The organism is Pseudoteredinibacter isoporae, from assembly GCF_040372805.1.
In the GTDB taxonomy this organism is placed as follows: Bacteria; Pseudomonadota; Gammaproteobacteria; order Pseudomonadales; family Cellvibrionaceae; genus Pseudoteredinibacter; species Pseudoteredinibacter isoporae_A.
The window spans coordinates 159845-186711 of record NZ_BAABWJ010000001.1; the positions used below are offsets into that span (position 1 = coordinate 159845).

At 51.7% G+C, this 26867-nt stretch carries 22 protein-coding genes; 8 read left to right on the forward strand and 14 right to left on the reverse strand.

Annotated features, from left to right (window positions below):
- Positions 1 to 2: 2 nt before the first annotated feature.
- The 3 genes from ABWW03_RS00765 to ABWW03_RS00775 all read right to left on the reverse strand — a co-directional run bounded on the left by ABWW03_RS00765 (position 3) and on the right by ABWW03_RS00775 (position 4671).
- Positions 3 to 887 carry a hypothetical protein gene (locus tag ABWW03_RS00765; RefSeq protein ID WP_353405773.1) on the reverse strand — a complete coding sequence of 295 codons (885 nt, stop codon included), beginning with the start codon at positions 885 to 887 and terminating at the stop codon, positions 3 to 5.
- Between the two features lie 72 nt (positions 888 to 959).
- On the reverse strand, positions 960 to 2804 hold the full coding sequence (locus tag ABWW03_RS00770) for a DUF3604 domain-containing protein (protein WP_353405774.1): 1845 nt from the start codon (positions 2802 to 2804) through the stop codon (positions 960 to 962).
- 19 nt (positions 2805 to 2823) lie between these two features.
- Positions 2824 to 4671 carry a DUF3604 domain-containing protein gene (locus ABWW03_RS00775; RefSeq protein WP_353405775.1) on the reverse strand — a complete coding sequence of 616 codons (1848 nt, stop codon included), beginning with the start codon at positions 4669 to 4671 and terminating at the stop codon, positions 2824 to 2826.
- Positions 4672 to 4901: 230 nt separating this feature from the next.
- Between ABWW03_RS00775 and ABWW03_RS00780 the strand changes: the two genes are divergently transcribed.
- The 3 genes from ABWW03_RS00780 to ABWW03_RS00790 all read left to right on the forward strand — a co-directional run bounded on the left by ABWW03_RS00780 (position 4902) and on the right by ABWW03_RS00790 (position 7332).
- A complete protein-coding gene (locus tag ABWW03_RS00780) occupies positions 4902 to 5597 on the forward strand; it encodes an OmpA family protein (protein WP_353405776.1) in 696 nt (231 codons plus the stop codon).
- Between the two features lie 199 nt (positions 5598 to 5796).
- Positions 5797 to 6444 (forward strand): 2-hydroxychromene-2-carboxylate isomerase, encoded by a 648-nt coding sequence (locus ABWW03_RS00785; RefSeq protein WP_353405777.1) that lies wholly within the window; start codon positions 5797 to 5799, stop codon positions 6442 to 6444.
- Between the two features lie 138 nt (positions 6445 to 6582).
- A complete protein-coding gene (locus ABWW03_RS00790) occupies positions 6583 to 7332 on the forward strand; it encodes a DUF1223 domain-containing protein (protein WP_353405778.1) in 750 nt (249 codons plus the stop codon).
- Here ABWW03_RS00790 and ABWW03_RS00795 read toward each other — a convergent pair.
- Positions 7271 to 7924, reverse strand: coding sequence for a class GN sortase (locus ABWW03_RS00795; protein WP_353405779.1), 654 nt, complete (start codon positions 7922 to 7924; stop codon positions 7271 to 7273). The two genes, ABWW03_RS00790 and ABWW03_RS00795, sit on opposite strands and share 62 nt — an antisense overlap.
- Positions 7921 to 10185 (reverse strand): marine proteobacterial sortase target protein, encoded by a 2265-nt coding sequence (locus tag ABWW03_RS00800; RefSeq protein WP_353405780.1) that lies wholly within the window; start codon positions 10183 to 10185, stop codon positions 7921 to 7923. Before ABWW03_RS00800 ends, ABWW03_RS00795 begins: the two co-directional genes overlap by 4 nt.
- 164 nt (positions 10186 to 10349) lie before the next feature.
- Between ABWW03_RS00800 and pdsR the strand changes: the two genes are divergently transcribed.
- From pdsR to ABWW03_RS00820, 4 genes are all read left to right on the forward strand, one after another.
- Positions 10350 to 11054, forward strand: a complete 705-nt coding sequence (gene pdsR / locus ABWW03_RS00805; RefSeq protein ID WP_353405781.1) for a proteobacterial dedicated sortase system response regulator — start codon at positions 10350 to 10352, stop codon at positions 11052 to 11054.
- Positions 11051 to 13165 carry an ATP-binding protein gene (locus tag ABWW03_RS00810; RefSeq protein ID WP_353405782.1) on the forward strand — a complete coding sequence of 705 codons (2115 nt, stop codon included), beginning with the start codon at positions 11051 to 11053 and terminating at the stop codon, positions 13163 to 13165. Before pdsR ends, ABWW03_RS00810 begins: the two co-directional genes overlap by 4 nt.
- Positions 13166 to 13283: 118 nt before the next feature.
- A complete protein-coding gene (gene rpsT / locus ABWW03_RS00815; RefSeq protein WP_353405783.1) occupies positions 13284 to 13550 on the forward strand; it encodes a 30S ribosomal protein S20 in 267 nt (88 codons plus the stop codon).
- Between the two features lie 267 nt (positions 13551 to 13817).
- Positions 13818 to 14507, forward strand: coding sequence for a transglutaminase-like cysteine peptidase (locus ABWW03_RS00820; RefSeq protein ID WP_353405784.1), 690 nt, complete (start codon positions 13818 to 13820; stop codon positions 14505 to 14507).
- 12 nt (positions 14508 to 14519) lie between these two features.
- On the opposite strand, the gene ABWW03_RS00825 is transcribed toward ABWW03_RS00820, so the two are convergent.
- From ABWW03_RS00825 to rplU, 8 genes are all read right to left on the reverse strand, one after another.
- The gene (locus ABWW03_RS00825) at positions 14520 to 14855 is read right to left on the reverse strand and encodes a DUF6122 family protein (RefSeq protein WP_353405785.1); all 336 of its coding nucleotides are present in this window, start codon (positions 14853 to 14855) and stop codon (positions 14520 to 14522) included.
- A 169-nt stretch (positions 14856 to 15024) separates the two neighbouring features.
- On the reverse strand, positions 15025 to 18168 hold the full coding sequence (locus ABWW03_RS00830; RefSeq protein WP_353405786.1) for an efflux RND transporter permease subunit: 3144 nt from the start codon (positions 18166 to 18168) through the stop codon (positions 15025 to 15027).
- The gene (locus ABWW03_RS00835; RefSeq protein WP_353405787.1) at positions 18161 to 19351 is read right to left on the reverse strand and encodes an efflux RND transporter periplasmic adaptor subunit; all 1191 of its coding nucleotides are present in this window, start codon (positions 19349 to 19351) and stop codon (positions 18161 to 18163) included. Before ABWW03_RS00835 ends, ABWW03_RS00830 begins: the two co-directional genes overlap by 8 nt.
- Positions 19352 to 19660: 309 nt before the next feature.
- Positions 19661 to 20713, reverse strand: coding sequence for a pyridoxal phosphate-dependent aminotransferase (locus tag ABWW03_RS00840; RefSeq protein ID WP_353405788.1), 1053 nt, complete (start codon positions 20711 to 20713; stop codon positions 19661 to 19663).
- A 21-nt stretch (positions 20714 to 20734) separates the two neighbouring features.
- Positions 20735 to 21862: a glutamate 5-kinase gene (gene proB, locus ABWW03_RS00845; RefSeq protein WP_353405789.1), complete on the reverse strand. Its 1128-nt coding sequence runs from the start codon at positions 21860 to 21862 to the stop codon at positions 20735 to 20737.
- 55 nt (positions 21863 to 21917) lie between these two features.
- A complete protein-coding gene (gene cgtA / locus ABWW03_RS00850) occupies positions 21918 to 23117 on the reverse strand; it encodes an Obg family GTPase CgtA (RefSeq protein ID WP_353405790.1) in 1200 nt (399 codons plus the stop codon).
- A gap of 368 nt (positions 23118 to 23485) precedes the next feature.
- Positions 23486 to 23743: a 50S ribosomal protein L27 gene (rpmA, locus tag ABWW03_RS00855; RefSeq protein ID WP_353405791.1), complete on the reverse strand. Its 258-nt coding sequence runs from the start codon at positions 23741 to 23743 to the stop codon at positions 23486 to 23488.
- A 92-nt stretch (positions 23744 to 23835) separates the two neighbouring features.
- Positions 23836 to 24147: a 50S ribosomal protein L21 gene (gene rplU, locus ABWW03_RS00860; protein ID WP_166850089.1), complete on the reverse strand. Its 312-nt coding sequence runs from the start codon at positions 24145 to 24147 to the stop codon at positions 23836 to 23838.
- A 302-nt stretch (positions 24148 to 24449) separates the two neighbouring features.
- On the opposite strand from rplU, the gene ABWW03_RS00865 reads away from it, so the two are divergent.
- Positions 24450 to 25412, forward strand: a complete 963-nt coding sequence (locus ABWW03_RS00865) for a polyprenyl synthetase family protein (RefSeq protein ID WP_353405792.1) — start codon at positions 24450 to 24452, stop codon at positions 25410 to 25412.
- 91 nt (positions 25413 to 25503) lie between these two features.
- On the opposite strand, the gene ABWW03_RS00870 is transcribed toward ABWW03_RS00865, so the two are convergent.
- The gene (locus ABWW03_RS00870; RefSeq protein WP_353405793.1) at positions 25504 to 26856 is read right to left on the reverse strand and encodes a phosphomannomutase; all 1353 of its coding nucleotides are present in this window, start codon (positions 26854 to 26856) and stop codon (positions 25504 to 25506) included.
- Positions 26857 to 26867: the final 11 nt, after the last annotated feature.

Genomic DNA, 26867 nt, shown 5'->3' on the forward strand with positions numbered 1-26867 from the left:
GCTTATTCCCCCTGCAATATATCAATAAGCGCCGCGTCGCCCTTAGCCGGGTATTTTTCACTTAGGGCTTTTACGGCCGCCTGTTTTTGCACCCCTTGCTGGTATCGCAAATAATCCTGCTCAACACGCCCCAACACTTCTTCCAGTTCAGGCTGATAAGCCGCCTTGCGTTCTTTTAACAACAACAAATGTTGGCCATGTTCGGAAGCTATCGGGCCAATCCAACGCTGGCCATCCAACTCTTCTTCTGGCCAGCGGAACAATGCCTCCGCAAACGCTTCACCAAAATGGGCCGCCACATAATCACGAGTACGCTCGACATAGTTGCGATGATAAAGAAAGCGTTCACCATAACGTCCCGCATCAGAAAATGACACAGACTGCTCGTTCAATTCAGACAAGGTTTTTTCGGCGATGGCCTTGCTGTTCTCCGATGCGGGCAGAAAAACATGGGTAAAACTGGCAAATGGTTGCACAACATAATCATCCGCGTTGGCCGCCATAAATTCTTGCAAAGCAGCCTCCTCGGGTTTTTCCGGCTCAGCCTGGGCGGACTGGAGAATAAAGTCCATCTTCTGCACCAGACGACGTTTAATAATGTAATCGTCTTCCATTAAACCCAAACTGTCCGCCTCCCGGAACAACAGCTCTTCTTCATAATAGTCTCGAAGTAATTGTTGACGTTCCATTGCGCTCATTGCGTCCCAACGCTTTTTCGCCAACTCAGGGGAAAAAGCCTTACTGCGATACTGAATAAAAGTAAGAATACTATTTTCATCCACCGCAATGGATTGGTCGTCCTCTTCGGGATTAATGCTGTAATACAGCACAAACAGGGCAAAACCGGCCAATAGAAAATACAACAGTGGCTCTTTGAATAAACGCATAGCTAACAGATCTTTTATCAATCACCCATGCCAGCGAATACTGGACATGGGATGGAAATGGGAAAAACAGAATCAGGGAGTGTACCAAATAGGTGAGCTGTACGCTCTTTCCTGGATAGTGCTGGCCAGGCGCTGGGGGTGATCTTTCCCCATTGCTACCGCGTCCATCAGGGTGTGTCTCGGTGTCGGGATCTCCAAAACTCGAACATAATAAAACGCTCGCTGCTCGGCTTTAAAGTCCGGGTCGGACCAAAGCAAGACGAACTCATCCTCTCCCACCGAGTTTTGATAGCTGGCCTGGGCGATATCAACCGTATTGGCAACTTTGCTTGTCTTGCCTTGCTTATCCAGTTGACGTTCTGAGGAAACCGCCACGTTATACACATCCTCTCTGGCTTTTCCGCTCTCATCCAGATACCCCTTGACGACCTGGACTCGATCGAGTTTGGCGCCCTCCGGATCACGTACTGCCTGAATCAAGAAGCTTGGCGATTTCCCTTCTGGGGCTGCGCTTAGATCGCCCCCCATCGGGATCCCTTTGCGATACCCCACAGCCGCAATCTCTTTCGCATCGCGGTCGCTGCGATCAAAATCCCAACCGGCATAAACGCGTAAGGCAATGCGAGTGCCGGTTGTGGCGTAAACTTCTTTGCGCTTGAAGGCCGCAAAGATCTCCTCACGAGTATTGTCTTTAGCCCAAACCGCAGCCAAACCAGACGCGGAGAAATCCCAACCGTTTACCGTGGTGGTATTGGTGCTGCTTACTGGACGATCGTAACTTTCAGGCTTGCCGTAAATGCTGACTTTACCCGCGAAATTATGTTCCTCGGCAGCCCCCTGCCCGGTATGGGCATCACTGGAACCGATCAACGCAAATTTGTACGGGTTAACACCCAGGGACTGTTCAAAGCTCAAACCTCGCAATAGCGCTGAACGAATATAATCTCCAGCCGTAACCGGCGCCAAGCCTTCTGCCGTTGCACTGAGCAAATGCCGGTAGGTCTCGAAATCCGCAAATTCATCGGAAGGCGACAGCAATGGATGGGTCTCTGAATCCCCTTTAATCTGAGTCGCTTCGACAACAGGTTCCCAACGCATACGACTGCGAGCATAGTCTGCGGTGAGCGGCCGGCCTTCACTATCAACGGTATCAAACATTAAACCGCCACTGATATTTGAGTTATGCGGAATGGAAATGAAATCGGTTTGATATTGCTTACTGGTTTTATCCAACCACCCCCACAGGCCCTCTGGCGTTTCATCGTCGAGCGCACTGAACGGAATAAAACCGCTGGCCAGTTTCCCAGACAAAGGACTCATCACCACTCGGTGCAAATTGCGCCCGCCCGGCGTAGAGGTCCATTCCCAGCCCACCAGAGTGGTGAATTTTCCCGGTTGATAATACTGATCAGCCAAGCGGGTGGTTTCTTGCCAAATAGAATGACGGATACGGTCACTATTAAATTCCGGTGTCGCTCGCTTGGCATTGATGTCGCCAAGAAACTCAGCAAACACATCCGCACCACGCCCTTCCTTCACCATTTTGATAAAGCGCTGTCCAGTTTTGGTGCCTGCCAATTCAGGGTCACCTCGAAACAGACGATACGGTACCCCCATCATTTCGGCATGATCAGCAATTAATAAAAAATCCAGCGGGCGGTCGATTCTCACTCGGGCACCGGTTGCGGCATTCACAATCGGAAGTCCCTGCGCATAGCGATAAGCACCATGGGGATCAACACTGCGATTTCCAAGAAAATAAGCATCCGGAGAAAAAGAGGTATGTAAGTGTGTATCCCCCCAGAGTAATTGAGTTTCACCCTCGGCTACGCCAAGTGTGCTAAACCCGGCAAGGAATGCCACCGCCAACGCTTTCGTTTTATGATGTTTATTGATAAAGCACTTTTTACTCAACATGCTCACTACCTGTTATCTCTTATGGGGTATACCAAACCGGGGAACTGTATGCGCGTTCCTGGATGCTCGTCCGGTTCGGCTCAGCTGCCTGCCCTAAAGCCACTTTGTCAAACGTGGTGTGACGAGGAGTCGCTATTTCAAGTACCCTGACGTAATACACAGCGCGATGCATAGGATTAAAATCAGGGTCTTGCCAAAAGCTGCTGAACTCCTTCGCCCCCACGGAATGAGTGTAGCTCGCACGTTCCGCATCAACCGTCGATGGCAGGGCTTCTGTGTTCGTCAATGAGCGACCATCCGATACGGCGATGTTGTAAATTTTCTCTTGTGGATTGCCCTTGGCATCCAGATAGGACTTCACCATTTGCACGCGATCCAAATTCGCACTCTTGGGGTCTTTCACCGCACGCACAATAAAGCCAGGTGCTTTATTTTTAGGAGCTTGCGCAAGGTCACCGCCCATGGGAACGCCTTTGCGCTGACCGACGTCGGAAAACGTTTTACTGTGTGCGTCTTTGGAACGGAAATCCCAACCGGCAAATAACTGCAACCTGATTCGCGGTCCGGTGGTGGCGTACACCTCGCGTCGCTGAAAAGCGGCCATGATAGCGTCGCGAGTGTTTTCCGGCGCCCATACAGCGGCCAGTCCCTGGGCGCTCATATCCCACCCTGTTGCGCCTTTTTTACCGACACGCATGGCATTTTTACCATTGGGCGTGCCATCCAAGGCCATCTTTCCGTGAAAATTGTTTTCTTCTGCAGAAGCCAAACCGGAATGGGCATCTGTCGAACCAATGACACCAAACTTATAGGGATTAACACCCAGTTCGTTCTCGAGCTGCAAACCTCTTTGCAAGGCCGAACGCATATATGAACCCGTATTCACCGGGGCGGTTGTTTCAACGCCGGGACGAGTTTCAATCAGGAAACGATAGGTTTCAAAATCGGCAAATTCATCATTAGGAGACAAAAGAGGATGGGTTTCTGAATCGCCTTTAATCTGAGTCATTTCGATAATTGGCTCAAAGCGCATTCGCGTGCGGGCATACTCGGCACTCAAGGGACGTCCATCGGAGTCCACATTATTAAACATCTCACCTTTCGAGATATTTGGGTTGTGTGGAATGGAAATCATATCGATGGACAAATCTTTCGATGTCTCGGCCATCCAATTCCAAAGATCTTCGGCCTTCCAGCTCTCCAAGGAGCTGTATGGAATAAACTGCTTGGCTTTATCTGCCCCTGCCGAGGTCAACACAATACGATGCAGATTGGCACCTTGGTTCATGGAGGACCATTCCCAGCCCACCAACGTCGTAAACTTGCCGGGCTCATTGTGGCGCTCTGTCGCATCGACAATCTCGCTCCACATGGTTTTACGCACCTTTGGTGAGCTTAATGCTTGCATTTCGGCTGACCGTTCGCCGCTGTTTGCGCCAGCGACCAATTCCGCAAATACCTCTCTGGCGCGCCCTTCCTTCATCCAGGTCATGTATTTTTGTGCAAGTGGAATATCGGCCAGAATTTTGTCGCCTCGATCCAGGCCTCGCACAACGCCCATCATTTCCGCGTGATCGGAAACCACCAGGAAATCCAGAGGTGTTTCAATCTGGACTCGACCGCGATGCAGTGGATGAATGACCGGATAACCTTTGGCATAGCGATAGGAGGTGTCTGGGTCCGCCGTACGATTGCGAAACAAATAGGCATCAAATGAGTAACTGCTGTGCAAATGGGTGTCCCCCCAATACAACTGCTTATCGTCAGCCAGCGCGGGCAGGCTGCTGCATAGCCCAATCGCCAGGCAAAGGGGGGAGACGCGTTTGAAGGCAGACGTTACCGCTGGAAAACGGGAGGCTTCTATCATTGGGCTGGCCCTGTATTATTCTTGTCAAAACAACAGCTTACCCCTTCGTTTCCCCGAACACGTGACACATAGGTTACACCTGGAACGGGAAGATACAGCCCACCCTGCCATATTTGGTCATTTTTGATCTCAAACTGCCTCTTTCTCGCCCTCTGCCAGCCAGATTACTTCGCTTTAATAACCCCAACGCAGAAAACAACAGCCCAGACAGGAGCGGTTAAGGAGACAAGATGAATACTTCACACTCATTGAAAAAAATAACAACAGGCATCGCCATCGGTGCCGCTCTGGCCAGTCCCATCAGCCAGGCGGAAGTATCGACCGAAGCCAAGCAAGGCATGAGCTTTGTTGGCGCCACCCTGGCAGGTGCGGCGGCAGGCGGCCCGGTCGGGATGATGATTGGCGCCATCAGCGGTGCCTTTATCGGTGAAACCATTGAAAAAGCAGATACAGCGGAGGAGACGGCTATGTCACTGAGCCAAGCCCAAGCCGAGCTTTATGACTTGCGCCAACAACTGGCCAACAGTCAGGTGCAGATGGAACAGCTTGAACAACTGGCCTGGCACAACCTTGAATTTCAGCTGTTGTTTCAGACCGGATCCGATGAGCTGAGTGACAATGGACACCGCCGATTGACTCGACTCGCTGAATTTTTGCAATCCAATCCGCAACTGCGTGTTCGCCTGGACGGTTATGCCGATCCGAGGGGCACGGATGAATACAACAATGTTCTGTCATTGTACCGCGCCAAAAATGTTCGTCTGACCCTTGAACAGTTGGGGGTAGACGGTTCACGCATCGAAGCCTTCAGTCATGGCTCTAAATACGCCCAAAGTCAGAACCCGAAACAATACGCCCAGGAACGTCGCGTCAGCATTGAGCTGTTCAAAACCGAAGACGACTCAGAACAAACCGCCAGCCGGTAACTTTTTGCTTCTATTAACCTCAGCACCATCCGAGGTTTTGGTTTTCCTTTGTACTCGCTGTACACTTTTCCGCGGCCTTTGGGTCGCGGCTTTTTCCGTGAACCCTCGTCATGGTGCCTCCATACTTGCAATACGCCTTTCCCTGCTATAGCGTTGATCGAACACTTCATGGCTATTCATACAATAAAGAGGCGTGCCCATGAGCTTGGTCATCGATTTATTTTTTTCTTTTCGAAGCCCCTATTCTTATCTTGTAACGCCCGGTGCTTTAGAAATAAAAGCCCATTACGATGTCGACATTCAGCTTCGTCCGGTATTACCACTGGCCGTGCGGCAGCGGGATTTTTTTGACCCCGACAATTTAAAACGCGGCATCTATATTCTCAAAGATTGGCCGCGTCGTGCAGAGATGATGGGACTGCCTCATGCCTGGCCCAAACCGGATCCAATCGTTACCGATATGGACACCTTCCAGGCTAGCGAAGAACAACCTTATATCTACCGTCTGGTGCACTTGGGAGTGGAAGCCAATCGTCGCGGCCACGGACTGGAGTACGCTGCGGAAGTATCGCGCCTGATCTTTGGTGGTACCGAACATTGGGATCAAGGTGATCATTTAACCCAGGCGGCTGACCGCGCCGGACTCGATTTAGCCAGTATGGACGCGGCCATTGCAGCAGACCCGGAAAGCTATGAAAAAGAAGTGGAACTGAACCAAACCAATCTGGAAGTTTGCGGCCACTGGGGAGTGCCCACCTTCAACATTAATGGCGAGCCCTTTTTTGGCCACGACAGAGTTGACTCAGTGTGTTTTGAGCTCGACAAATTGGGGTTACGACGCCCTTAAACTCTCATTTGTCTGCATGCCTGGATACAAGCACAGTAATAATATCGGTCTGTTATAGATTTGTGAGGCTTGGCGCGGCAATTGGAATCACACTGCAAGTCAGACAATTCCATACCCTCGAGACTTTATGGTGTTCTCATGAGTCCTTACCGCCCGATGATGATCTTAAACAGCTTGCTGATTTTAGTGAGCCTTATCCTTCCTTCAAGCGCGCAATCTAAAACGCTGGAATCGCAAGCGACAAACCCCATGCTGTTGGAACTCTACACTTCACAAGGTTGCAGCAGTTGTCCGCCAGCCGAACGTTGGTTTACAAAGCTGAAGCAATCACCGGATTTGTGGAGCCGCCTGATCCCGATTAATTTCCATGTTGACTATTGGGACTACCTTGGCTGGGAAGATCCTTTTGCACAACGTCAATTCAGCCACCGCCAGCGCATTTATAAGCATCTGGGACACAGCAAAACCGTTGCCACTCCGGGTTTTATGACCAACGGCGAACAATGGAACGGTTGGTTTTATCGCCGCTCGGTTCCCCAAAGCGACGACAAAGCAATTGGTAAACTGACGGCCGATATTTCCGACGAGCATGCTCAGCTCACCTTCCAGCCTGAACACTCAAGTGGAAAAAAAACATACACCGTGAACTTGGCTATTTTAGGTTTTGGGCTCAAGCACAAAATCAAAGCGGGCGAAAACCGCCGAAAAACCTTGCAACATGACTTTGTGGTACTCGATGTTGCCAAGGCCGACTTAAACGCACAAGGTAAAGCGGTAATCAGCTTACCGGATGTCAACGCCTTCCATGCTGAAGAGCAGGCAATTGTTATATGGCTAAGCGAAGGACGTGACCCAAGCCCATTACTGGCGATGGGCGATTGGCGGTAAGCGAGGTCGCGGTCTGAACCTCTACACGTCTCAAACGCAACACGAATCGAAGCGGCCCGCCCGCTTCGATTTGTTCAAAAGGATAGCAACTCACGAGCAGTAACTCCCCTTCTCCCAACCATAGGCGGTCTTTGTTTATATCGTGAATTTCGGCAAATTCAACCTGCCAGGATTGCCACACACCATCACGTTCCTGCAGCTCGATCGTATCACCTACGTGCAGTTTCGACAGGAAGCGAAAATGCGTATCGCGGTGAGCGGAAATCATTTTTGCGCCGTTGGCCGCTTCCGCCAAACCAGGAGCAAAAGCCAAGCTAGAGCCCTGGGCACCAAACAATACCAGCATATCAATATTGGCATCTGACCAACGCAGGCGCGCAACGGGCCAACTGTCGGCCCAAGGCCAGGGGCGCACATTCCCCCCCTTTTCGATGCTCTCCACCCAGGCCTGTTGCAACAGATATTGCGCCAGCTGCGCTTTTGACAACATCCAGAGGCCTTGTAAGCCTGGCAGGCAAGCTGCGAACAACAGTAGCCCAAACAAATAACGCGGCCGAACAAAACGATGCAAACCCGAACGCTTTGGCATCATTTAGTCTCCGCTCGCGCAAATGACATACCTTGAGACCCGAAATGGAATGCGACATAAACAAGCGCGCACAGCAACAACATCAACAGAGACTGATACAACTTAAGCTCCCAACCAAGCGCCGTTTTCGGGTAAGCCATGGCCGTTTTTTGCTGCACCTTGGCCACGGCTGGTTTGGCACTGCCCTTGGGCAGTTGATTGGGCACCGCCACACGATCAGACACCGCCGTCATTGGGCGGGAAATTTTCTCTTCCACTGCGATGAAACTGGTATAGGGGGAAAGTAACTGTTCGGCCAAAGCAATTTTCAGAACCTCGGCTTTGACTGCACTCGGATCTCGCCCCAAAGTTTTTTCATCTTCCAATTGGGCAATCTTTTTTCGCCCCCATAAATTCGACAAACCCCGGTGTTGACGATCAGCCAGTGCTGCCAGTGAAATAGTTTGCTGCCACGCTTGAGCGGCTAGCTGGCCTCTGATGATGACATTGCCATCCATTACCTGGCTGGCATTTTTCTCGGTCAATTTGGCCTGAATCAACACGGCTTCACCCATGTACAAATCGGAAATATTTTCAGGCAATGCATTGACCTTAAGATGTTCCGGCCACTGAATACGAACATCACGTAACACTGGCGCAGCCAATTGTGAAAACAAATGGCCCATCTCATCCTCTACCTGATCCAGGCGAGAAATATAGCGATGGCTGCCGCGACCAAACTCCGCGGCTTTGCGCATAAAAAAACCGTTCGGGGCGGAACCAATGCCCACTGTAAACAAGCGGCTATCCCCCAACAGCTTGTGAATTTCCCGAAACAATTCCGCTTCATTACCTACACTGCCATCGGTAATAAAAACAACCTGTTTCAAAAAACCTTCCACAGGCTTGCCCTGCAATGCTTCTCGCAACGCCGGCAACATTTCCGTACCACCGCCTGAGTGCAAACTGGCAACAAAATCCAGAGCCTGTTGACGGTTTCGCTGATTCATAAACAGAGGATTGCTTGAAAACATGCGGTAATTAGAGTTGAACTCAATAATATTAAAACGGTTACCATCACCCATCTGTTGTATCGCGGTGCTCAGTGCCGCCTTCGCCTGGATGATCGACTCGCCGTCCATTGAACCGGAAGTATCGATAATAAAAATAACTTCTCTAGGAATTGCTGATGCCAGAGTCTGAGGGGGCAACAACATGACCATGGCGTAATCATTCTGCTCCTTACTCTGGCGGAACAACGCCGCACGCGGCTGAGATGAGGGATTCGGGGACCACTGCAAAATGACATCGCGATCCATCGCTGCTACACCATTGGCCAGGCCGATTTGATGACGTTTATCCAATTTTCGAACCGAGAGTTTGTGGCTCGGACTTTCAACCCGTGCCAAAGGCAAACCCGCATCAAGACTGATGTGCAAACTCATTGGATTCACAATCTCATTCGAAGCCACCATCGGCGGACTGATGTCGCTTGCGTCCGGAACCTGAGTGGTCGCTTGTGCCCAACCATGATGATCGAGCTTCAATTCCGATGGGGTACTTGGATTACGCAACACCTGTCCCGGCATATAGCGCGGAGTCAGGGTTGAGGGAATACGCAAACTGAACTGCAGGCCACCTTGTTCAGGGAAATCACGGAGGTTTACACTTTGCACAACCTTGAGTTCGACTTCAATTTCTTCCCCCGGAGCAATATTCGCCACACGCTGGGTAAAGAGGTTGGCTCGCTGCTGCTCACTGAGAGCCGCTTTCTGGCCACGCTTACGTGCCAATTGATACTGTTTACGCGCAGCCTTCTTTTCTTTGATTTTTCCCTTGATCAAGCGGTCTCCCACGCGCATTTGCATGGCACCGATCGCCGCCTGCTCGTCCATGGGAAACACATACACGGCTTCAAGCCATTGTTTGCCCTGATTCTTAAAACGTTGCTGCAAGGTAATCTCAGCCACCATGCCATTGATCTCAACATTGAAATCACTCGACATATGCAAAGCCGGCGCACGACGACCTGAATCATCGAGAAAGAACAAATCCCCGCCCTTTTCCTGGTGACGCGTTTGCCACTGATAATCATCTTCTGCCCGCACTGAATCCGCAAAGGCGATAAACAGAACAAGCAAAGGCAGTAACAGAACGCCCAGAATATATTGACGCCAACGTCGACTCTTTACCGGCGACTCAAGCAATAAATGTTTTGGAATCCGCCCGCGGCGAAAGCGCTGACGACATAAATGTAACGCCGGTGAAGAATCTAAAGCCATCATATTTCTACCCTGTAAATTGTTTCAGGGTATTAAATCAAGCAGCTGTGGCAGCTCGATGCCACAACCATGGCAAGTTGGAGTCGAATTATGATCAATTATGGCGGGGATTTATTTTCCACGACATAGCGATACACTATGCCCCTCAAACAAGGGAAGGACACAACATGCCAAGGCATATCGTCATTGTTGAAGATGAAGTTGCTATCGCGGCCAACTATCAGGAAGCTCTACAACGTCAGGGGTTCCAAGTCAGTCACTATATCGATCGCCCCAGTGCGCTGCAGGCTTTTAATGAAGCTCTACCCGATCTGGCGATCATTGACGTGGGGCTGGGCGAGGAAATCGAAGGCGGCTTTGATCTTTGCCGGCAACTGCGCGCCCAGGCGCCCCAACTGCCTATTATTTTCCTCACTGCCCGTGACAGTGAGCTGGACATGATCAGCGGCCTGCGTCTCGGAGCCGATGACTACCTCACCAAAGACATCAGTCAGGCCCATATGCTCGCACGCATTGTGGCACTGTTTCGCCGCATGGAAGCCCTGCAAGGGCCTGAACAGGAAGCTGAAGAAAATTGTCTGCAGCGCGGCCCTTTGGATATCAATCTCGATCGCATGCATGCCCGCTGGCAAAATCACCTCCTGGATCTGACGGTCACCGAGTTGTGGATCGTACACGCACTCGCCAAACACCCTGGCCACGTTAAAAATCGCCAGCAGTTGATGGACGCGGCCAACGTCGTATTGGACGACAACACCATCACCTCCCACATCAAACGTATCCGTAAGAAATTCCAGCAGATTGATCCCGAGTTTCGCTGCATTGCAACCGCCTATGGCATGGGCTACCGCTGGCAGGAAGCCGCTGAATGAAACTCAGTCGGCAGTTGTTGCTCCTCAGCTTGCTCACGTTGATGATCCCCTGGGCGGGCTACCAGCATCTGCAGGAAATGGACCAACTGCTGCGTGACGGGCAGAGCCGAGCTCTGCTCGCTCAGGCCAGAGCCGTCGCCACCGCCTTGAGCAACGAAGAACACTTGTCGGTCTGGCCGGAGCCAAAGGCAAGCAATCGTCAGTCGGGCTTTTTTGCGCCCCTGCAACAAGGGCAACTGGTCCTGGATGGTTATGACGGAGATTGGCCCGCCTGGCGCCATGGACCTTTCTATCAAGCCGGACAAGACGACTACCATGCTCGTTGGCGCCTGATGATTCAACGCGCCGAGGCGGAAACCTTTGCCAATCGAAAACGCCTGCGCAGCCCCCACGACCGACTGTTTGTTTTTGTTGAGGTCACAAAGAGCGAGTTAAGCTATTACCACCCGGGAAAACACGGTCTCGCCAATGGCGACCACTTGCTGCTTCAGAGCGCCTCCCAAACCTATGCACTCAGCACCAGCTCCCCCGGTAAAATCATTGCCCGCTACCGTAGCGGTGAACACATTCTGGTTGAGCACCGCCTTCAGGGCTGGTGGCGTGAAACCAGCAAAGGGTATCAAGTGGAACTCCAACTGCCACTGGACCTGTTGGACGATCGCTTTAATCTGACCGTTGTCTCGGATCAAGGCGAGCAACTGGGTTTATGGGACAGTGAGCAGCAAGCTCCAAGGCTCGTTTATCAACAGGAAAGCCTCGACAATGCGCTTAAACCATTTCGCCAGGATGGTATTCGCCTCAGCGTCAGCGGCCGCCAGGGCGAGCTGTTAGCTGATCAGGCGCCGACAATGTTGAACCACTACCTGGATGCCCCCAAGCGACTGCACCCGATCAAGGCCTGGATCTATCAGCGACTGCTGCAAAGCCAGCAGCTCGAGCGCCTGCAGGACTGGCAGCGCAGTGGTTGGTATTTCGGCAATGAGCTGCAAAGCGCACTCACAGGTCAAGCAGACCATCGTTGGTATCAGGGGGACGGACAACTCAAAGTACGAGCCAGCGCCCCGGTTATAGGCCCCAGCGGTGCGATTCAAGGCGCAGTAATCGCTGAACAAAGCAACGATACCCAAGCAAGCCTGATGAACTCGGCTCTGCTCAACCTCTTACTCTATTCCAGCCTGGGCAGTTTTGTCCTCGGGGCCGCCCTATTGGCTTATGCCAGTTGGCTGGGCTGGCGAATCACCAAACTCAGCCAGGCGGCGGAACAAGCGCTGGATGAATACGGCCGCCCCAAACCCGAACATTATTTGCAGCCCCCCAGTGAGGCCAAAGACGAACTTGGCGACCTGAGCCGGCATCACCATACTCTGCTGCGCCGATTGCGGGCTTACAGTGATTACCTCAGCAGCCTGTCCAGCAAGCTCTCCCATGAATTGCGTACCCCTCTGGCGGTGGTCAAAACCTCCCTGGACAACCTTCAGCAATGCGACCTCAATGAAGAGCAAAGCAGTTACAACAGCCGAGCCTTACAGGGCAGCGAACGCCTTTCAGCCATACTCAATGCCATGGGGGCAGCCAGCCAGGTCGAAGCGGCTATTCAAAGCGCCGAAAAAGAGCCTTTTCACCTGGACCAATTGCTGCGTGATCTGGCTCTGGCTTATCGTGACACCTTTGCTGAACACTGCCGCATTGAGCTTGAGCTGGACGAGAACCGCAACATCCCTTACCAAGGGGCCCCAGAACTGCTGGCCCAAGCTCTGGATAAATTGATTGAGAATGCCGTTGATTTCTGCCCCCAGGGTGGGCGCATCACCTTGTCACTGAGCGAGAGCCCATCGGCCTATCGCCTCGAAGTCGAGAACGATGGCCCGCTGCTGCCCGATCTGCTCAGCGAGCAGCTGTTTGAGTCGCTGGTCTCGGTACGAGAGAAAACCGATCGTGAGCGCCCTCATCTGGGGCTGGGCCTGCGTATCGTCCAACTCATTGCCGAGTTTCATCAGGCCAAGGTTCATGCGAAAAATCGTGCCGATCTGGGAGGTGTTCGCTTTACCATGGTGCTGCCCAAAGGCCTACGCAGGGATATCGCCACACCCCCTAACGACGATTTGCGCTAAGATCGCCAAAACAGGGGGAAATTCACCGCTTGGATCGCGCAAAAGTCTTGACTTAGAAATCGAAAACGGCATAATACCGCGTCCTTAATTTAGACCAAAACGTTATAGGAGCATTACGGTGGCTAATTCACCTCAAGCTAAAAAACGTGCCCGCCAGAACGAAAAGGCCCGCCAGCACAACGCCAGCCTTCGCTCCATGGTGCGTACTTACATTAAAAAAGTTATTGCCGCAGTCGACTCTGGCGATGTTGAAGCCGCAAAAGCTGCTTACGCAGCGGCAGTACCTGTCATTGACCGCATTGCAGACAAAGGCATTATTCACAAGAATAAAGCCGCTCGTCATAAGAGCCGTCTGAACGCGCAAGTTAAGGCGATGGCCGCTTAATTGCAGCTTTGCTAAGACAGTCAAAAAGCCGGCTTTTGTCGGCTTTTTTGCGTCTGGAGAAAGGAAAAAGCGGCCCGGTGTACCCATCTCACGCTCTCGTGGGAGTTCCAACGACCACTTGTCTCTATCGCTCAATACTAAGGATGAAAATAATAACGATATCCGTAGTTAAGTAGGCTCATTTTCCGCAATCGGTAGCGACCACGCTGCACTTGCATGACATAGTTCACGAAACCTGACGCCTCCAACTGCATTGACGAGACCCGAATGAGACAGTTTTTTTCGCGAACGACCGGCTTACGCATCACGATCTGCAGCCTATTCTTGCTCACCAGCCAACTGAGCAACGCCCAAGCCGAGAATACAGCAAACCCGAACACCGGAAGCGAGCCCCAGACAATCAAGGGGATTAGCGCCCTAAACCACTGGGCCAATATGGTTGAAAGACTGCGCAATCCACAGCTCGATCCCATTGAGCAACTCAGTGCCCTCAATCAATATTTCAACCGCTTCTCCTGGCGCAGTGATCGCCAACAATGGCAATCTGACGACCATTGGTCCAGCAGCTTTGACACCATCCGCACTCAACGAGGCGACTGTGAAGACCTTAGCATCGCCAAATTTTCCACACTGCTCGCACTGGGATACAGAGAAGATCAGCTACGGCTGCACTATGTCTTTTCTCGCCACATCAAGAGCAGCCACATGGTAGTCTCGGTGCGCTTCGATAACGGTCAGGAAGTGCTTCTGGACAGCCTGAGTGACGACTTAAAGCCCATTGCCCAGAGAAACGACCTGCAAGCTATTTATCGCTTCAACCGCGATGGACTTTGGATTCCCAAGCTCGGTCAGGGGAAGCGCAGCTTGAGCCTGATACCCAGCTGGGAGCGCCTGCTGCAGAATGATCCCATCCTGCGCAACCCCGAGTTGCTTTCTCAACAGTTTTCCAGCTTATAAAGCCTAGCCTATTCAGTTCGTCCACTGCCCGATATTCATCTGGCAGTCGATACTGTCCAGTGCCATATGAATTACCAAGCCCAGCCCCACCCAACGGGTTTTGCTGAACAAACACAGAGCCACATAGCCCAGGATCAAGGGCAAGCGATGCAATGGATGAAAGCCAATACTGCAGCGATTCGGGTCATAAATGGGTGTTGCCAACAGATGATCAATATCCACCAACATGGTTAACATCATGAGCAGATAAGCTTTACGCCAGTGCTTGGGAAAGAAGCACACAGCAACCGCGAAGGGCACGATAAAATGCAAAGCGATGTGAAAAATAACCAACTCCTCAATGCGCATCTGACCGAACGCCAATGCTCAAACGGCCTCATCAATAAGGCCCACATCATACGAGCAGCATTGCTCGAGACCAAGCATCATTTTCCGAAACTGAACATAAAAAAAGCCCCGCGGGAGAACACTCCAGCGAGGCATCGTCGCACCTGGCTAATGCCAGGGTTTCAGTTGATTAGGCTTTTGAAAGAGCGTCGTCACTCTTTTCAATCTGCTTATCCTGTTCACCATGGATGCTGTAGTGAATACCAAACCAGGACAAGACACCCGATTTAATGCTGGCACCCAGCGAATAAAGAGCTGGGACAAGCAAGAGCGAAACAAACAGCGCAAACAGAACACCAAAGGCCAAGGCGATCACCGCAGGATGAAGGAACTGTGCCTGGGTGGAACGCTCAGCCAACATAGGCATCAAACCAATAAAGGTTGTGATGGATGTCAGTAGAATCGGACGGAAACGATTAACACCACCCTCGATGACCGCCTCGCGAACCGACATGCCTTTCGCACGCAATTTACCAATGTAATCCATCAATACCAGATTGTCGTTCACCACTACGCCCGCCGCCGCACCGATACCGAAGTAAGAGAACAGCGCCATTGACGTATCGAAAATCAAGTGACCGTAAACGGCCCCCATAAAGCCAAACGGAATCGCCGTCATAATAATGATTGGCTTGAAGTAAGACTTAAAGGCAATCGCCAGCAGCGCGTACATGCCGAAAAGGGCCATGGTGTAGAGGGACGTAATTTCCTTCATAAACTGGGCTTCACCTTCCGCCTGACCCGCTTTATTCACCAGCAAGCCTGGGTAACGAGCCTTCCAGTCTTTCAAGAAGTTTTCTTCCATATCGTCCATGATGTCCTTGCGCACATCACCACTCAATTCAGCGTCGATGTAAGCACTGCGACGACCATCGCGGCGATTGATACGCTTGATACCCGGCGCATATTCCACCTCGGCAATTGAGAACAAGGGCAACTCTCGGCCATCGGCCGTACGAATGCGGAAATCATCCAGGCTGTCCAAGCTGTGGCGAGCAGAACGTGGGTAGCGCAACATCACACGCACATCACCGTTAGCTCGCGGTAAACGCTGAACTTCTTCGCCATAATAAGCCTGACGAACCTGGCGGGAGACAGCAGCCAAATCCACTCCCAGTTTCTCGGCACCCGGTAACAGACTCAAGCGCAACTCATCGGCACTGCCTTGCATATTGTTGCGAACAAAGAAGATGGCATCGTAGGACTGCAACTGCATCTCCAATTCAGCAACCGCTTCACGCAAGGTTTCCAGATCTTTGTGCTGCAGTGAGTAGTTAATACGTTGGCCACCGTTGTTAAAGGTATACTCAACCGACACACTTTCGGCATCTGGAATTTCACCCACCAACTCACTCAAACGTTTTGCCGTATCCTTTGCGGACAACTGGCGCACTTCCGGTGGTGCCAACTTCACAATGGCAATCACACTGTCACGGCGCGAACGCGTATACCAGTTTTCAATCAGCTCAGCCTTACCACCTTCGGCACTGCTGTTCACCTCAGCTTCCAGCTGTTTTTCCGCTTTTTGCAGCTGATCAAGCACTTCAAGTGCTCGGCTGTACGGAGACCCGGAAGGCATTTGCACATTAATAATGACCTGGTCACTTTCAATTTCAGGATTGAATGAGAACTTCACCCAACCTGTGGCAAACACGCCTACACTGATAATAAACAGGGAGACAAATGTCGCAATGGTCAGGCCACGATACTTAATCGCTTTCTCGATCCAACCACGGTAAGTGGTATTTGCAAACGTCACCAAGGTGTGGGCAATCTTCTGCTGAGTGCGCGCCAAACCGTGCAGGTTTTGACGTGGGTGCAATTTACGCAAGTGCGCCGGCAAAATTAAGAACGCTTCCACCAGAGAAATCACCAAGGCCGCCGTAATCACGATGGACAACATACGAGTGATTTGCACATCATCGCCACTCAGGAACATCCAGGGCATAAAAGCCACAATGGTGGTTAACACCGCAAAGATCACCGGCTTGGATACCGCCTTGGTGCCTTCAATTGCTGATTCCATCCCTCCACCATGATCACTGCCATGATGGTGAATGCTCTCCCCCACCACGATGGCATCATCAACCACGATACCGAGAACCAAAAGAAACGCGAAAGTGGACAACACATTCAGCGATACATCGTAAACCGGCAGAAAGCCCATGGTTCCGATGAAGGCCACACCAATACCGACCGTTACCCACATAGCGACCTGGGGGCGCAGCGTCAGAATCAGCACCAAAAACACCAGGATCAGACCGGAAAAAGCCGCCCAGGTAATGGTGTCCATACGGTTCTTATAAATGTCCGCAGAGTCCCACCACAGTGTCAGACTGATGCCTTCGGGCATATTGCCCTGACGCTCTTCCAACCATTCGTGCATGGATTTACTGGCCGCCACGATGTCCATGGAATCCATAGTCATCACTTGAACCAATACCGCAGGCTCTCCGTTCAGAGTGGCCAGAATTTCATTTTCTTCGTAGCCATCAATCACTTTGGCAACATCACCAAGACGAACCAGCCCACCATCTTCACTCTGACGCAGAATAATCTCATCAAAGTCCTGCTGATTGTTCGCCATATTGCGAGCGCGCAGTTGCACGTCACCAGTGCTGGTGCGCACGCTACCGGAAGATAGGTTAATGGAGTTTGCGCGAATCACTCGAGCAACTTCATCAAAGTTCAGGCCATAACGACGCATCGCGTTTTCAGACAACTCAATGGACACTTCTTCTGAACGGGCGCCAAACAATTCCACAATAGAAATATTGGGCAGGGCCGCAACTTCATCGCGGATCTCTTCCGCCATATCGGTCAAGCGTTTTTCACCTACATCACCATGAACCGCCAAGCGCATCATTTCATCGCGATAAATAGCTTGTCGAACTTGCGGCGGTTCAATATCACGAGGCATGGAATTGATACTATCAACACGCAGCTTGACGTCATTCACAAACTCGGCCATATCCACCTGGCCCAGTGCATCAACGCGCACCTGCCCAAAACCTTCGGAGGCGAACGAATTAACGCGGTCGACATTATCGAGATCCTTCAAAGCCTCCTCGATACGAATGACAACCTGTTCTTCCACCTCTTGAGGCGCCGCGCCCGGCCAGGGCACATTCACTTCAACTCGGTTGGCTTCAAAAATTGGGAATACTTCCCGCTCAACATTGGCGTAGCCCAAAAAACCAGCGGCCAACAAACCAACCATTAACAGATTGGCGGCTACCGGGTTTTTGGCAAACCAGGCAATTAACTTATCCATTCGCGCTGTCCTCCGCTACAGTAGCGGTTTGCACTTTACTTTGTTCATCACGTTCAAGAATATTGATCGCCATGCCCTGAGTTGGATTACGCAATGGCGACACAATCACCATTTCACCTTCCTGAACGGCACCTTCAATCAACACTCGTTCTGGCGTCTTATCAATCACATTCACTTCGCGAACATCCAAACGTTTTTCGTCATTCACCACAAAGATGCGATCGTTGGCTCGCAATGCAGCACGCGGAACCACCAAAGCCTGATCAATAGTATCGCCGTACACTTCCGCACTCACATACAAACCAACCGCCAAAGGCGTACTTAATTCGTAAGGATTTTTCACTTCCGCTACGGCGTACACCAAACGAGTACTCTGATCAAAAGCGGCATCGACACGTGTCAACTGCGCATCCCACTCTTGCTGCTGACCGGCAAAGTTGGCCTTCAATTTAACCAGTGGCGTACGCTCTTCAGTGGCCACAAAACCGATGGGCAAGTTCAACGAGGCCAACTGGCGATCTGTCAACGGCAAACGCAGCTTCACTTTGTCCGTCGCGAATGCGCGCCCAACATTACTGCCCAAAGCAATGTACTGACCGATGTTTGCAGAGATGGATTTCAGGCGCCCATCAAAAGGCAGAGAAATTTTGGTACGTTTCAAGTTTAACTGAGCCTGAGCAAGGTCTGCCTCGGCGGCCTTCAGGTTGGCCTTAGCTTCCGCAAGCTGTGGCTTTTTGAGTGCCAGAGCGGAGGGGTTTTTCACACCGCGTAACTGACGGCGCGCCACTTCGGCATCGGCTTCTACCTGCTCTACACGCGTTTTCGCCTCAGCCACACGCGCTTCCGCACGCTTCAACGACAAACGATAATCCGCGTCATCTATTCGCAGAATGGTCTCACCGGCTTTGAATTGACCACCTTCAATATATTCCGGAGAAACCCACTCGACCATACCGCTCACCTGGCTGATCACATTAACCTCGGTGTTCGCTTTAACTTCGGCCTGGGTACGAATTTTCAGGGTAACTTCCTGGCGCTGTACAGGTTCGACAAAAAGCGATGGCGCCTGGCTCACTTCTTCTTTCTTTTCAGGTTCAGGTTTGGTTGCATCCAACACAGCCCAGACGGCGACGCCACCAGCGAGAACAGCAACAGGAGCGAGGAACTTAAACAGGCGTTTCATTATTGTGCCTTCCTTTATCATTAGCATGACCGGCTAAATTTTTTGTAATGGCGTCCTTCTTAGGAGCCCGGTTGTAGCATTAGACGAGACTGGGAAATAAAAGGTTGCAGCTCACGTTAAAACGAGTGAAATTCCGGTTAAAACTCCAGTGAGTATAGAAGATTCTGAGCGACAGGCGAATGCACCTACGCGACGGCAAGTTAGCCAGGATAAGGCATCGCGGCCGAGGAAGGCGAGGGACGGATGAAGGCCAAGGAAATCCAGCCGCTCGAGCAGCTGGATTGTTTGCGTCCCCGATGGATCAACAACTTATAAACACTGTTCCAAAATAGCGATCAGCTGTTCAGTTTGTTCAAGCGTACCAATGGTGATGCGCAACCCCAATCGCCCTTCAGTATCGGGTTTAGGCCGTACCAAAATTGCAGCACGCTGCAAGCATTCGTTGACCGCTTCGGGATGATCAGGAAAGACCCAAAGGTAATTTGCCGCCGACGGCCAGAAGACGACATCACGCGCCTTGAGAAACGCTTCCAGCCGGGGCTTCGCCGCCTCCATCACCTCGGCAACATAGCGCTCGGTATACTCAGGGTGTTCCAGTGCAGCTGTCGCCGCCACCACCGCCAACTGATTGATATCGTAAGGCCCCCGCACATTGAGCAGGGCCTGAATGTTTTCCTGTGCCGCCAGAACATAACCAAAGCGTAAAGACGGAATACCCCAGGTTTTGGAAAAGGTCCGGGTAATCACGATATTAGGGCAGCGATCAAGCGCAGAGGCAACGGTACACTGGCTGTACTCGTAGTAACATTCGTCGATCAAAATGGCGACGTCCGGCACACTGCTTGCCAAGTCAATGATATCGTCCGAACTCAACAGCGTGCCGCAAGGATTGTTAGGGTTCGAGATCACAATCATTCGGGTTTTTGATGTGATCGCCGCCCTGACCTCCGCCAACGGATAGCCGCCTTCAAGCGTGTAAAGTGGTTGGACAATCTTTAAATTCTCTACCTTGGCGACTTGTTCATACATGGCAAAGCTGGGCGCCGGGATAATAATTTCATCCCCTTCTCGGCAACAGGCCCGAATCATCAAATCAATGCCCTGATCAGAACCATTCGTCACCATCACCTGCCCAGCCTGGACACCACAATAGCGCCCAAGACGATCGCAAATATCACCATAATGAGGGTACTGCTGCAAACGATTACCCTGCACATAATCGACCAGCGCCTGTTTGATGGCCTGACTTACGGGAATGGTGCGTTCATTGAAGTCCAACAGGGTAAAATCATCGGGATTCCGCCCCTCTAATGGCGGCGCGTAAGCAGCCATTGCCTCAATGTGATCTTTAAAAATACCCATCTCTTTCTCCAGACAACCGGGCTACAAGGATTCACTCAATACCAGATTATCGCGATGAATCAACTCGTCATCACCACCATAGCCCAGTGCCGACGCAATCTTCTCACTCGACAAACCAATGATGCGACGCGCCTCATCACTGTTGTAATTCACCAGACCACGGGCAATCTCGGTGCCTCGCTCATCGCAGCACAACACCAACTCACCACGGGTAAATTCACCTACCACCTGAGTCACCCCGACAGGCAATAAGCTTTTGCCCTCACCACGCAGAACCCGACTCGCCCCAGCGTCGAGCATAAGCTTGCCTTTGGCCTGCAAATGCCCCGCCAGCCACTGCTTCCGGGCAGCCTCCGGCTGGCGGTCCGCCAGCAATAATGTACCGAGGTTTTCACCTTTTCTCAGGCGACTCAATACATCATCAATACGCCCACCGGCAATCACTGTATGCGCCCCGGAGCGCGCCGCTACGCGTGCAGCACGAACCTTGGTGCGCATACCTCCGCGCCCGAGCTTGCCACCACCGCCCGCCTTGTCTTCCAGACTGCCATCACGAGCACTGGCTTCACTGATCAGTTTCGCATCAGGATTGCCACGAGGGTCAGAATCAAACATGCCCTCCTGGTCGGTCAGAATGACCAACTGCTCGGCGTCCATCAAATTGGCCACCAGAGCCGCAAGGGTGTCGTTGTCCCCAAAACGGATTTCATCGGTTACCACCGTGTCATTTTCATTAACAATGGGGATGACACCCAACTCGAGCAGGGTATTCAATGTGGAACGGGCATTGAGGTAGCGCTGACGACTTGAAAAGTCATCGTGATCCAGCAAGACCTGTGCGGTTTGCAATTGAAAACGCTGGAATTTCTGCTGATAGGTTTGCACCAACCCCGCCTGCCCGACAGCAGCGGCAGCCTGCAGTTCATGAAGCGAACTCGGGCGCCGACTCCAGCCCAGCTGGGTCATGCCCGCCGCAACTGCGCCGGATGAAACCAGAATGATGTCGAGACCCGACTGACGCAGGGCAGCTAACTGCGCCACCCAGGCATCAATCGCCTGCTCGTCCAGACCCTGACCATCATTGGTTAGCAGGGCACTGCCAATTTTGACCACCCAGCGGCGGCTTGTACTTAAACTCTTGCGACTCATTTTTTTGCTATGTTTGGTATTTGCTATGGTGTGCGTCGCAGGAAAGAAGGACTATCTAGGGGACATATTCCACATCCACATCATAGTCATCATCATCCCAATCGTCGTCACTCTGTTCTTTCGCTGCTTTACGTTCAGCGCGATGTCGCTCACGCAGAGACTCAATGCGCTCACGCGCCTCATCCTGCATTTGCTGTTGAATGTCAATTTCTCGCTCAACCAGCTCAGGGTTAACCTTCTCTGCATCCCAGACGGATTCCAGATACTCCAGAATCTCATGACACATGTCATGGGTTCCGGTTTTGTTGATCGCCGCCACTTTGAAAACCGGCCCCTGCCAATTGAGCTTCTCTATCACTTCCTGGCAAGCGGCTTCAGCGTCTTCCTCGGACAACATATCCAACTTGTTTAATACCAGCCAGCGCTCACGCTCGGCCAAGGTCGGGCTGAACTGCTCCAGCTCATTCACTATCGCCAGGGCATTCTCTGCTGGGGTCGTGCCATCATAGGGGCACATATCCACCAGATGCAGCAGTACTCGACAACGGGTTAAGTGCTTCAGGAAACGAATACCAAGACCCGCCCCCTCACTGGCCCCCTCAATCAAACCAGGAATATCGGCAACGACAAAGCTGCGATGCTCATGCACCTTTACCACACCAAGGTTGGGCACCAACGTTGTGAAAGGGTAGTTGGCCACCTTGGGTTTCGCCGAAGAGACCGCTCGAATCAGCGTCGACTTGCCGGCGTTTGGCAAACCCAATAAGCCAACATCCGCCAGAACTTTAAGCTCCAATTTCAAATTGCGCTGCTCACCGGGCTTGCCGGGAGAGGTTTGACGTGGCGCCCGGTTTACACTGGACTTAAAACGGGTATTCCCCAAACCATGCCAGCCGCCCTTGGCCACCAGCAGGCGGTCGCCGGCTTTGCTCAAGTCACCCAACACTTCCTCGGTATCGATATCGATGGCCGTCGTGCCCACAGGCACCTTCAAGACCATGTCGGCACCTTTGGCCCCGGTACAATTCCCACCACGCCCTGACTGACCGTGTTCCGCACGGTACTTGGGCTGGTAGCGGTAATCCACCAGGGTATTAAGATTATCATCCGCTTCCAGATACACACTGCCGCCATCGCCACCATCGCCACCATCGGGGCCGCCTTTGGCAACAAACTTTTCTCGCCAGAAACTCAAGCAGCCATTCCCGCCATTACCGGCTGCAACAAAGATTGGCGCTTCATCAACAAACTTCACAATCACTCCACGCCCAAAGGCTTCGATTGGTATAAAAACAGTGTAACCCGAGAAGGGAAAATTAGAAAAAGCCGAAGCTCTATCTTCAAATCATAAATCGAGGTAATTTCATGCTAGGCCAATACGGTATAAATGCACATCACATGAAAGAACGTGCTGTACTTGCGTGTAAGACATTGACCCAGGACCAATGCACACCCTGTACAGCGGACGGCTTCGCACAACCACCTCACAAAGCAAGATTTATATCAAATCAAGGGATTCGGTATAAACCATAGGTAAAACATAAAAAAGCCCCATTCATAAATGAATGAGGCTTTTTAAGCTTTCGCGAAAGCTGAAGTGTCGCTTAGCGACAGGTCACGCAATTAAGCAGCAACGATGCTGATGAATTTGCGGTTTTTAGGACCTTTAACTTCAAACTTAACTTCGCCGCTAGCCTTGGCGAACAAGGTGTGGTCTTTACCCATACCTACGTTCTCACCAGCGTGGAACTTGGTACCACGCTGACGAACCAGAATGTTACCAGCTAAAACTTGTTGGCCACCGAAACGCTTAACACCAAGGCGTTTACTTTCCGAATCGCGACCGTTACGAGTACTACCACCAGCTTTTTTGTGAGCCATGATAATCTTCCTCTGTTAGGCCTTACTTTAGATTTATATGCCCAGTTGCTCACGAGGCCCAAAGTAAAGCGAATTGATCGAATGGTATTAGCTTAGCCTTTAATACCGGTGATTTTTACCTCGGTGTACCACTGACGGTGACCTTGGCGCTTCATGTGATGCTTACGACGACGGAACTTGATGATTGTTACCTTTTCGCCGCGGCCGTGGCTAACTACTTCTGCAGTTACCTTGGCGCCTGCTACCAGAGGCTCACCAATCTTGATGTCGTCACCATTGGCAACCATCAATACTTCGTCGAAGTCGATCGTTTCGCCAGTGGCTACTTCAATTTTTTCCAGCTTCAGGGTTTCGCCTTCCACTACACGGTGCTGTTTACCACCGCTTTTAATTACAGCGTACATTGTATGCTCCATGGTTTGCTCCCGGGATCACCGGTCGCACTTGGACGACACGAAGCAGCTAAGTCATTAATATTTAACAACTTTTGCTTTCAAAAACATCGGTTAACTCCGATGCTCCACAGGGCTTGCGTCGTATAAAGGGCGGGCATTCTACTGTATTTGAGTACCCACAACAAGCCTAATGCACCCAAAAGCGATTAAAAAGCAGGCAAGCCAAGGACTTACGCCACCCCAACTATTGAGCTTGCCCTGACTGACTGCTAGGATCGCGCCTTTGACGTATCAACCCTAAGGCCCGAGCTATGCTGCCCTTCCACCAAGCGGTAAAAGACGACTTTACCGCCGTTAACCAGTTAATCATCGAACAACTTCACTCTGATGTGGGACTGGTTGAAAACATTGGGCACTATATTGTCGATGCCGGAGGCAAACGCCTGCGCCCGCTATTGGTTCTGCTGTGCGCCAATGCTCTGGGCTACCAGCAGAAACAACATATCGAGCTGGCCACGATCATCGAATTTATCCATACCGCCACACTGTTGCACGACGATGTCGTGGATGTCAGCGAATTGCGCCGTGGACGCCCAACCGCCAACGCCCAGTGGGGCAATGCCCCTAGCGTACTGGTCGGTGACTTTCTCTATTCCCGCGCCTTTCAAATGCTGGTAGCGATTGGAAGTATGGACATCATGGCCATTATGTCTGATACCACCAACACGATCTCCGAGGGCGAAGTGCAGCAGCTTGTTAATGCCAAGAACCCAGAAGTCGATGAAGCCAATTACTATTCGGTGATTCACAAAAAGACAGGCGCGCTGTTTGAAGCCGCTTGTGAAACAGCCGCCGTGTTATGCCAAGCCCCTGAAGGCACTCGCGACAGCTTGCGTCAATACGGCTACCACCTGGGACTGGCCTTCCAACTCATCGACGATGCCCTGGATTACGAAGGTGATGCCGAAGCTCTGGGCAAGAATGTTGGTGACGATCTCGCTGAAGGCAAACCAACCCTGCCCCTGATTCGCGCTATGGCCAAAGGTGAAACCGGCGATCGGGAACTGATTGCCAATGCCATTCGCGAAGGCGCGGTGGATCAATTGAATGCTGTCGTCGATATCGTACGCCGCACCGGCGCACTGGAAGACACCAAAGCCGCCGCCATTGATCACGCCGAGCAAGCCAAGGCGGCGCTTTTCAATCTCGAAGATTCCACGTTCAAGACCGCGATGGCACAACTCGCGGATTTTGCGGTCGGCCGCAACCACTGAATAATCGTCTCACGGCAACATCCGTTGAGACATAAAAAAACCGGCTCCATTGCCGGTTTTTTTATGTCTGCCAGCGAGGCACGAGCAACCGCTAGAAGGTATTAATCAATGCCAGCAGTTCGTCTCGCTTTTGCTCCATCAGCGGCACATCCGCTTTCGTTTCAACATTCAAGCGCACGACCGGCTCGGTGTTGGATCGGCGCACGTTGAATCGCCAAGCCCCCATATCAAATGACAAGCCATCGGTCTCGTCGAGCGCACACGCTTCTGCCGAGTAACGCTCAGCAATAGCCGCCAACAATGCATCGGTATCACCTACAGTACGGTTAATTTCGCCACTGCAAGGGAACGCCTTGGTGCGCTCAATCACCATCGATTCCAGGCTTTCTTGCTTACGGCTCATTAATTCGCTTACCAACAACCAGGGGATCATGCCACTGTCGCAATAGGCGAAATCTTTAAAATAGTGGTGGGCGCTCATCTCACCACCATAGACCGCATCTTCCAGACGCATCCTCTCTTTGATGAAAGCATGGCCGGTTTTACTCTGAATGGCCTGACCACCCGCCGCGTCACAAATAGCCTGAGTGTTCCAGATCAAACGCGGGTCATGGACCACTTTGGCGCCGGCATGTTTCGCCAGGAACGCATCCGCCAATAAACCCACAACATAATAACCTTCGATAAACTGTCCTTTCGCATCAAAGAAAAAGCAGCGATCGAAATCCCCATCCCAAGCAATGCCCAAGTCGGCGCCGTGGCGAATCACTGCCTCGGCGGTTGGTGCTCGATTCTCAACCAACAATGGATTGGGGATCCCATTAGGAAAATGACCATCAGCCTCATGATGAACTTTGATGAACTCGAAGGGCAGATGGGACTCAAGGGCATCAATGACCTCACCTGCACCGCCATTGCCAGCGTTCACTACAATTTTAAGTGGCGACAAATGCTCAACATTGACGTAGGACAGCAGATGCTCAACATAACGAGGGCGGGAATCCACATGACTGACCTGCCCTTTGCTTTCAGCCTTGCTGAAATCATCAGCTTCGGCCAAAGCCTGAATCAGCTTGAGCCCGGTATCACCACTGATTGGCTTGGCGCCTTCACGGACAAACTTCATGCCGTTGTAGTCCATGGGATTGTGGCTGGCGGTTACACAAATACCACCATCAACCGGCTGATCAAAAGCGGCGAAATAAACCTCTTCGGTTCCACAGCGACCAATATGGAGCACATCCGCTCCCATATCAGTAATGCCCTCAATCAGGGCATTGGTCAGTGATTCACTGCTCAAACGAACATCATGACCCACCACCACCGACTTTGCGCCGAGAAACTCTACAAATGCACATCCTATGCGATAGGCGATAGCCTCATTCAACTGGTCTGGAACACGCCCGCGAATATCGTAGGCCTTAAAACACGTTAGTGTGCTCACCCGAAACCCCT

Bases quoted from the DNA above. Each gene is read 5' to 3' on its own strand.
- ABWW03_RS00765 (WP_353405773.1), bottom strand. From the start codon at position 887: ATGCGTTTATTCAAAGAGCCACTGTTGTATTTTCTATTGGCCGGTTTT.
- ABWW03_RS00840 (WP_353405788.1), bottom strand. From the start codon at position 20,713: ATGGGTATTTTTAAAGATCACATTGAGGCAATGGCTGCTTACGCGCCG.
- ABWW03_RS00830 (WP_353405786.1), bottom strand. From the start codon at position 18,168: ATGGATAAGTTAATTGCCTGGTTTGCCAAAAACCCGGTAGCCGCCAAT.
- proB (WP_353405789.1), bottom strand. From the start codon at position 21,862: ATGAGTCGCAAGAGTTTAAGTACAAGCCGCCGCTGGGTGGTCAAAATT.
- ABWW03_RS00790 (WP_353405778.1), top strand. From the start codon at position 6,583: ATGAGTCCTTACCGCCCGATGATGATCTTAAACAGCTTGCTGATTTTA.
- ABWW03_RS00820 (WP_353405784.1), top strand. From the start codon at position 13,818: ATGAGACAGTTTTTTTCGCGAACGACCGGCTTACGCATCACGATCTGC.
- ABWW03_RS00775 (WP_353405775.1), bottom strand. From the start codon at position 4,671: ATGATAGAAGCCTCCCGTTTTCCAGCGGTAACGTCTGCCTTCAAACGC.
- ABWW03_RS00810 (WP_353405782.1), top strand. From the start codon at position 11,051: ATGAAACTCAGTCGGCAGTTGTTGCTCCTCAGCTTGCTCACGTTGATG.
- ABWW03_RS00835 (WP_353405787.1), bottom strand. From the start codon at position 19,351: ATGAAACGCCTGTTTAAGTTCCTCGCTCCTGTTGCTGTTCTCGCTGGT.
- ABWW03_RS00770 (WP_353405774.1), bottom strand. From the start codon at position 2,804: ATGTTGAGTAAAAAGTGCTTTATCAATAAACATCATAAAACGAAAGCG.
- rpmA (WP_353405791.1), bottom strand. From the start codon at position 23,743: ATGGCTCACAAAAAAGCTGGTGGTAGTACTCGTAACGGTCGCGATTCG.
- ABWW03_RS00825 (WP_353405785.1), bottom strand. From the start codon at position 14,855: ATGCGCATTGAGGAGTTGGTTATTTTTCACATCGCTTTGCATTTTATC.
- ABWW03_RS00785 (WP_353405777.1), top strand. From the start codon at position 5,797: ATGAGCTTGGTCATCGATTTATTTTTTTCTTTTCGAAGCCCCTATTCT.
- ABWW03_RS00780 (WP_353405776.1), top strand. From the start codon at position 4,902: ATGAATACTTCACACTCATTGAAAAAAATAACAACAGGCATCGCCATC.
- rplU (WP_166850089.1), bottom strand. From the start codon at position 24,147: ATGTACGCTGTAATTAAAAGCGGTGGTAAACAGCACCGTGTAGTGGAA.
- ABWW03_RS00800 (WP_353405780.1), bottom strand. From the start codon at position 10,185: ATGATGGCTTTAGATTCTTCACCGGCGTTACATTTATGTCGTCAGCGC.
- ABWW03_RS00865 (WP_353405792.1), top strand. From the start codon at position 24,450: ATGCTGCCCTTCCACCAAGCGGTAAAAGACGACTTTACCGCCGTTAAC.
- ABWW03_RS00795 (WP_353405779.1), bottom strand. From the start codon at position 7,924: ATGATGCCAAAGCGTTCGGGTTTGCATCGTTTTGTTCGGCCGCGTTAT.
- pdsR (WP_353405781.1), top strand. From the start codon at position 10,350: ATGCCAAGGCATATCGTCATTGTTGAAGATGAAGTTGCTATCGCGGCC.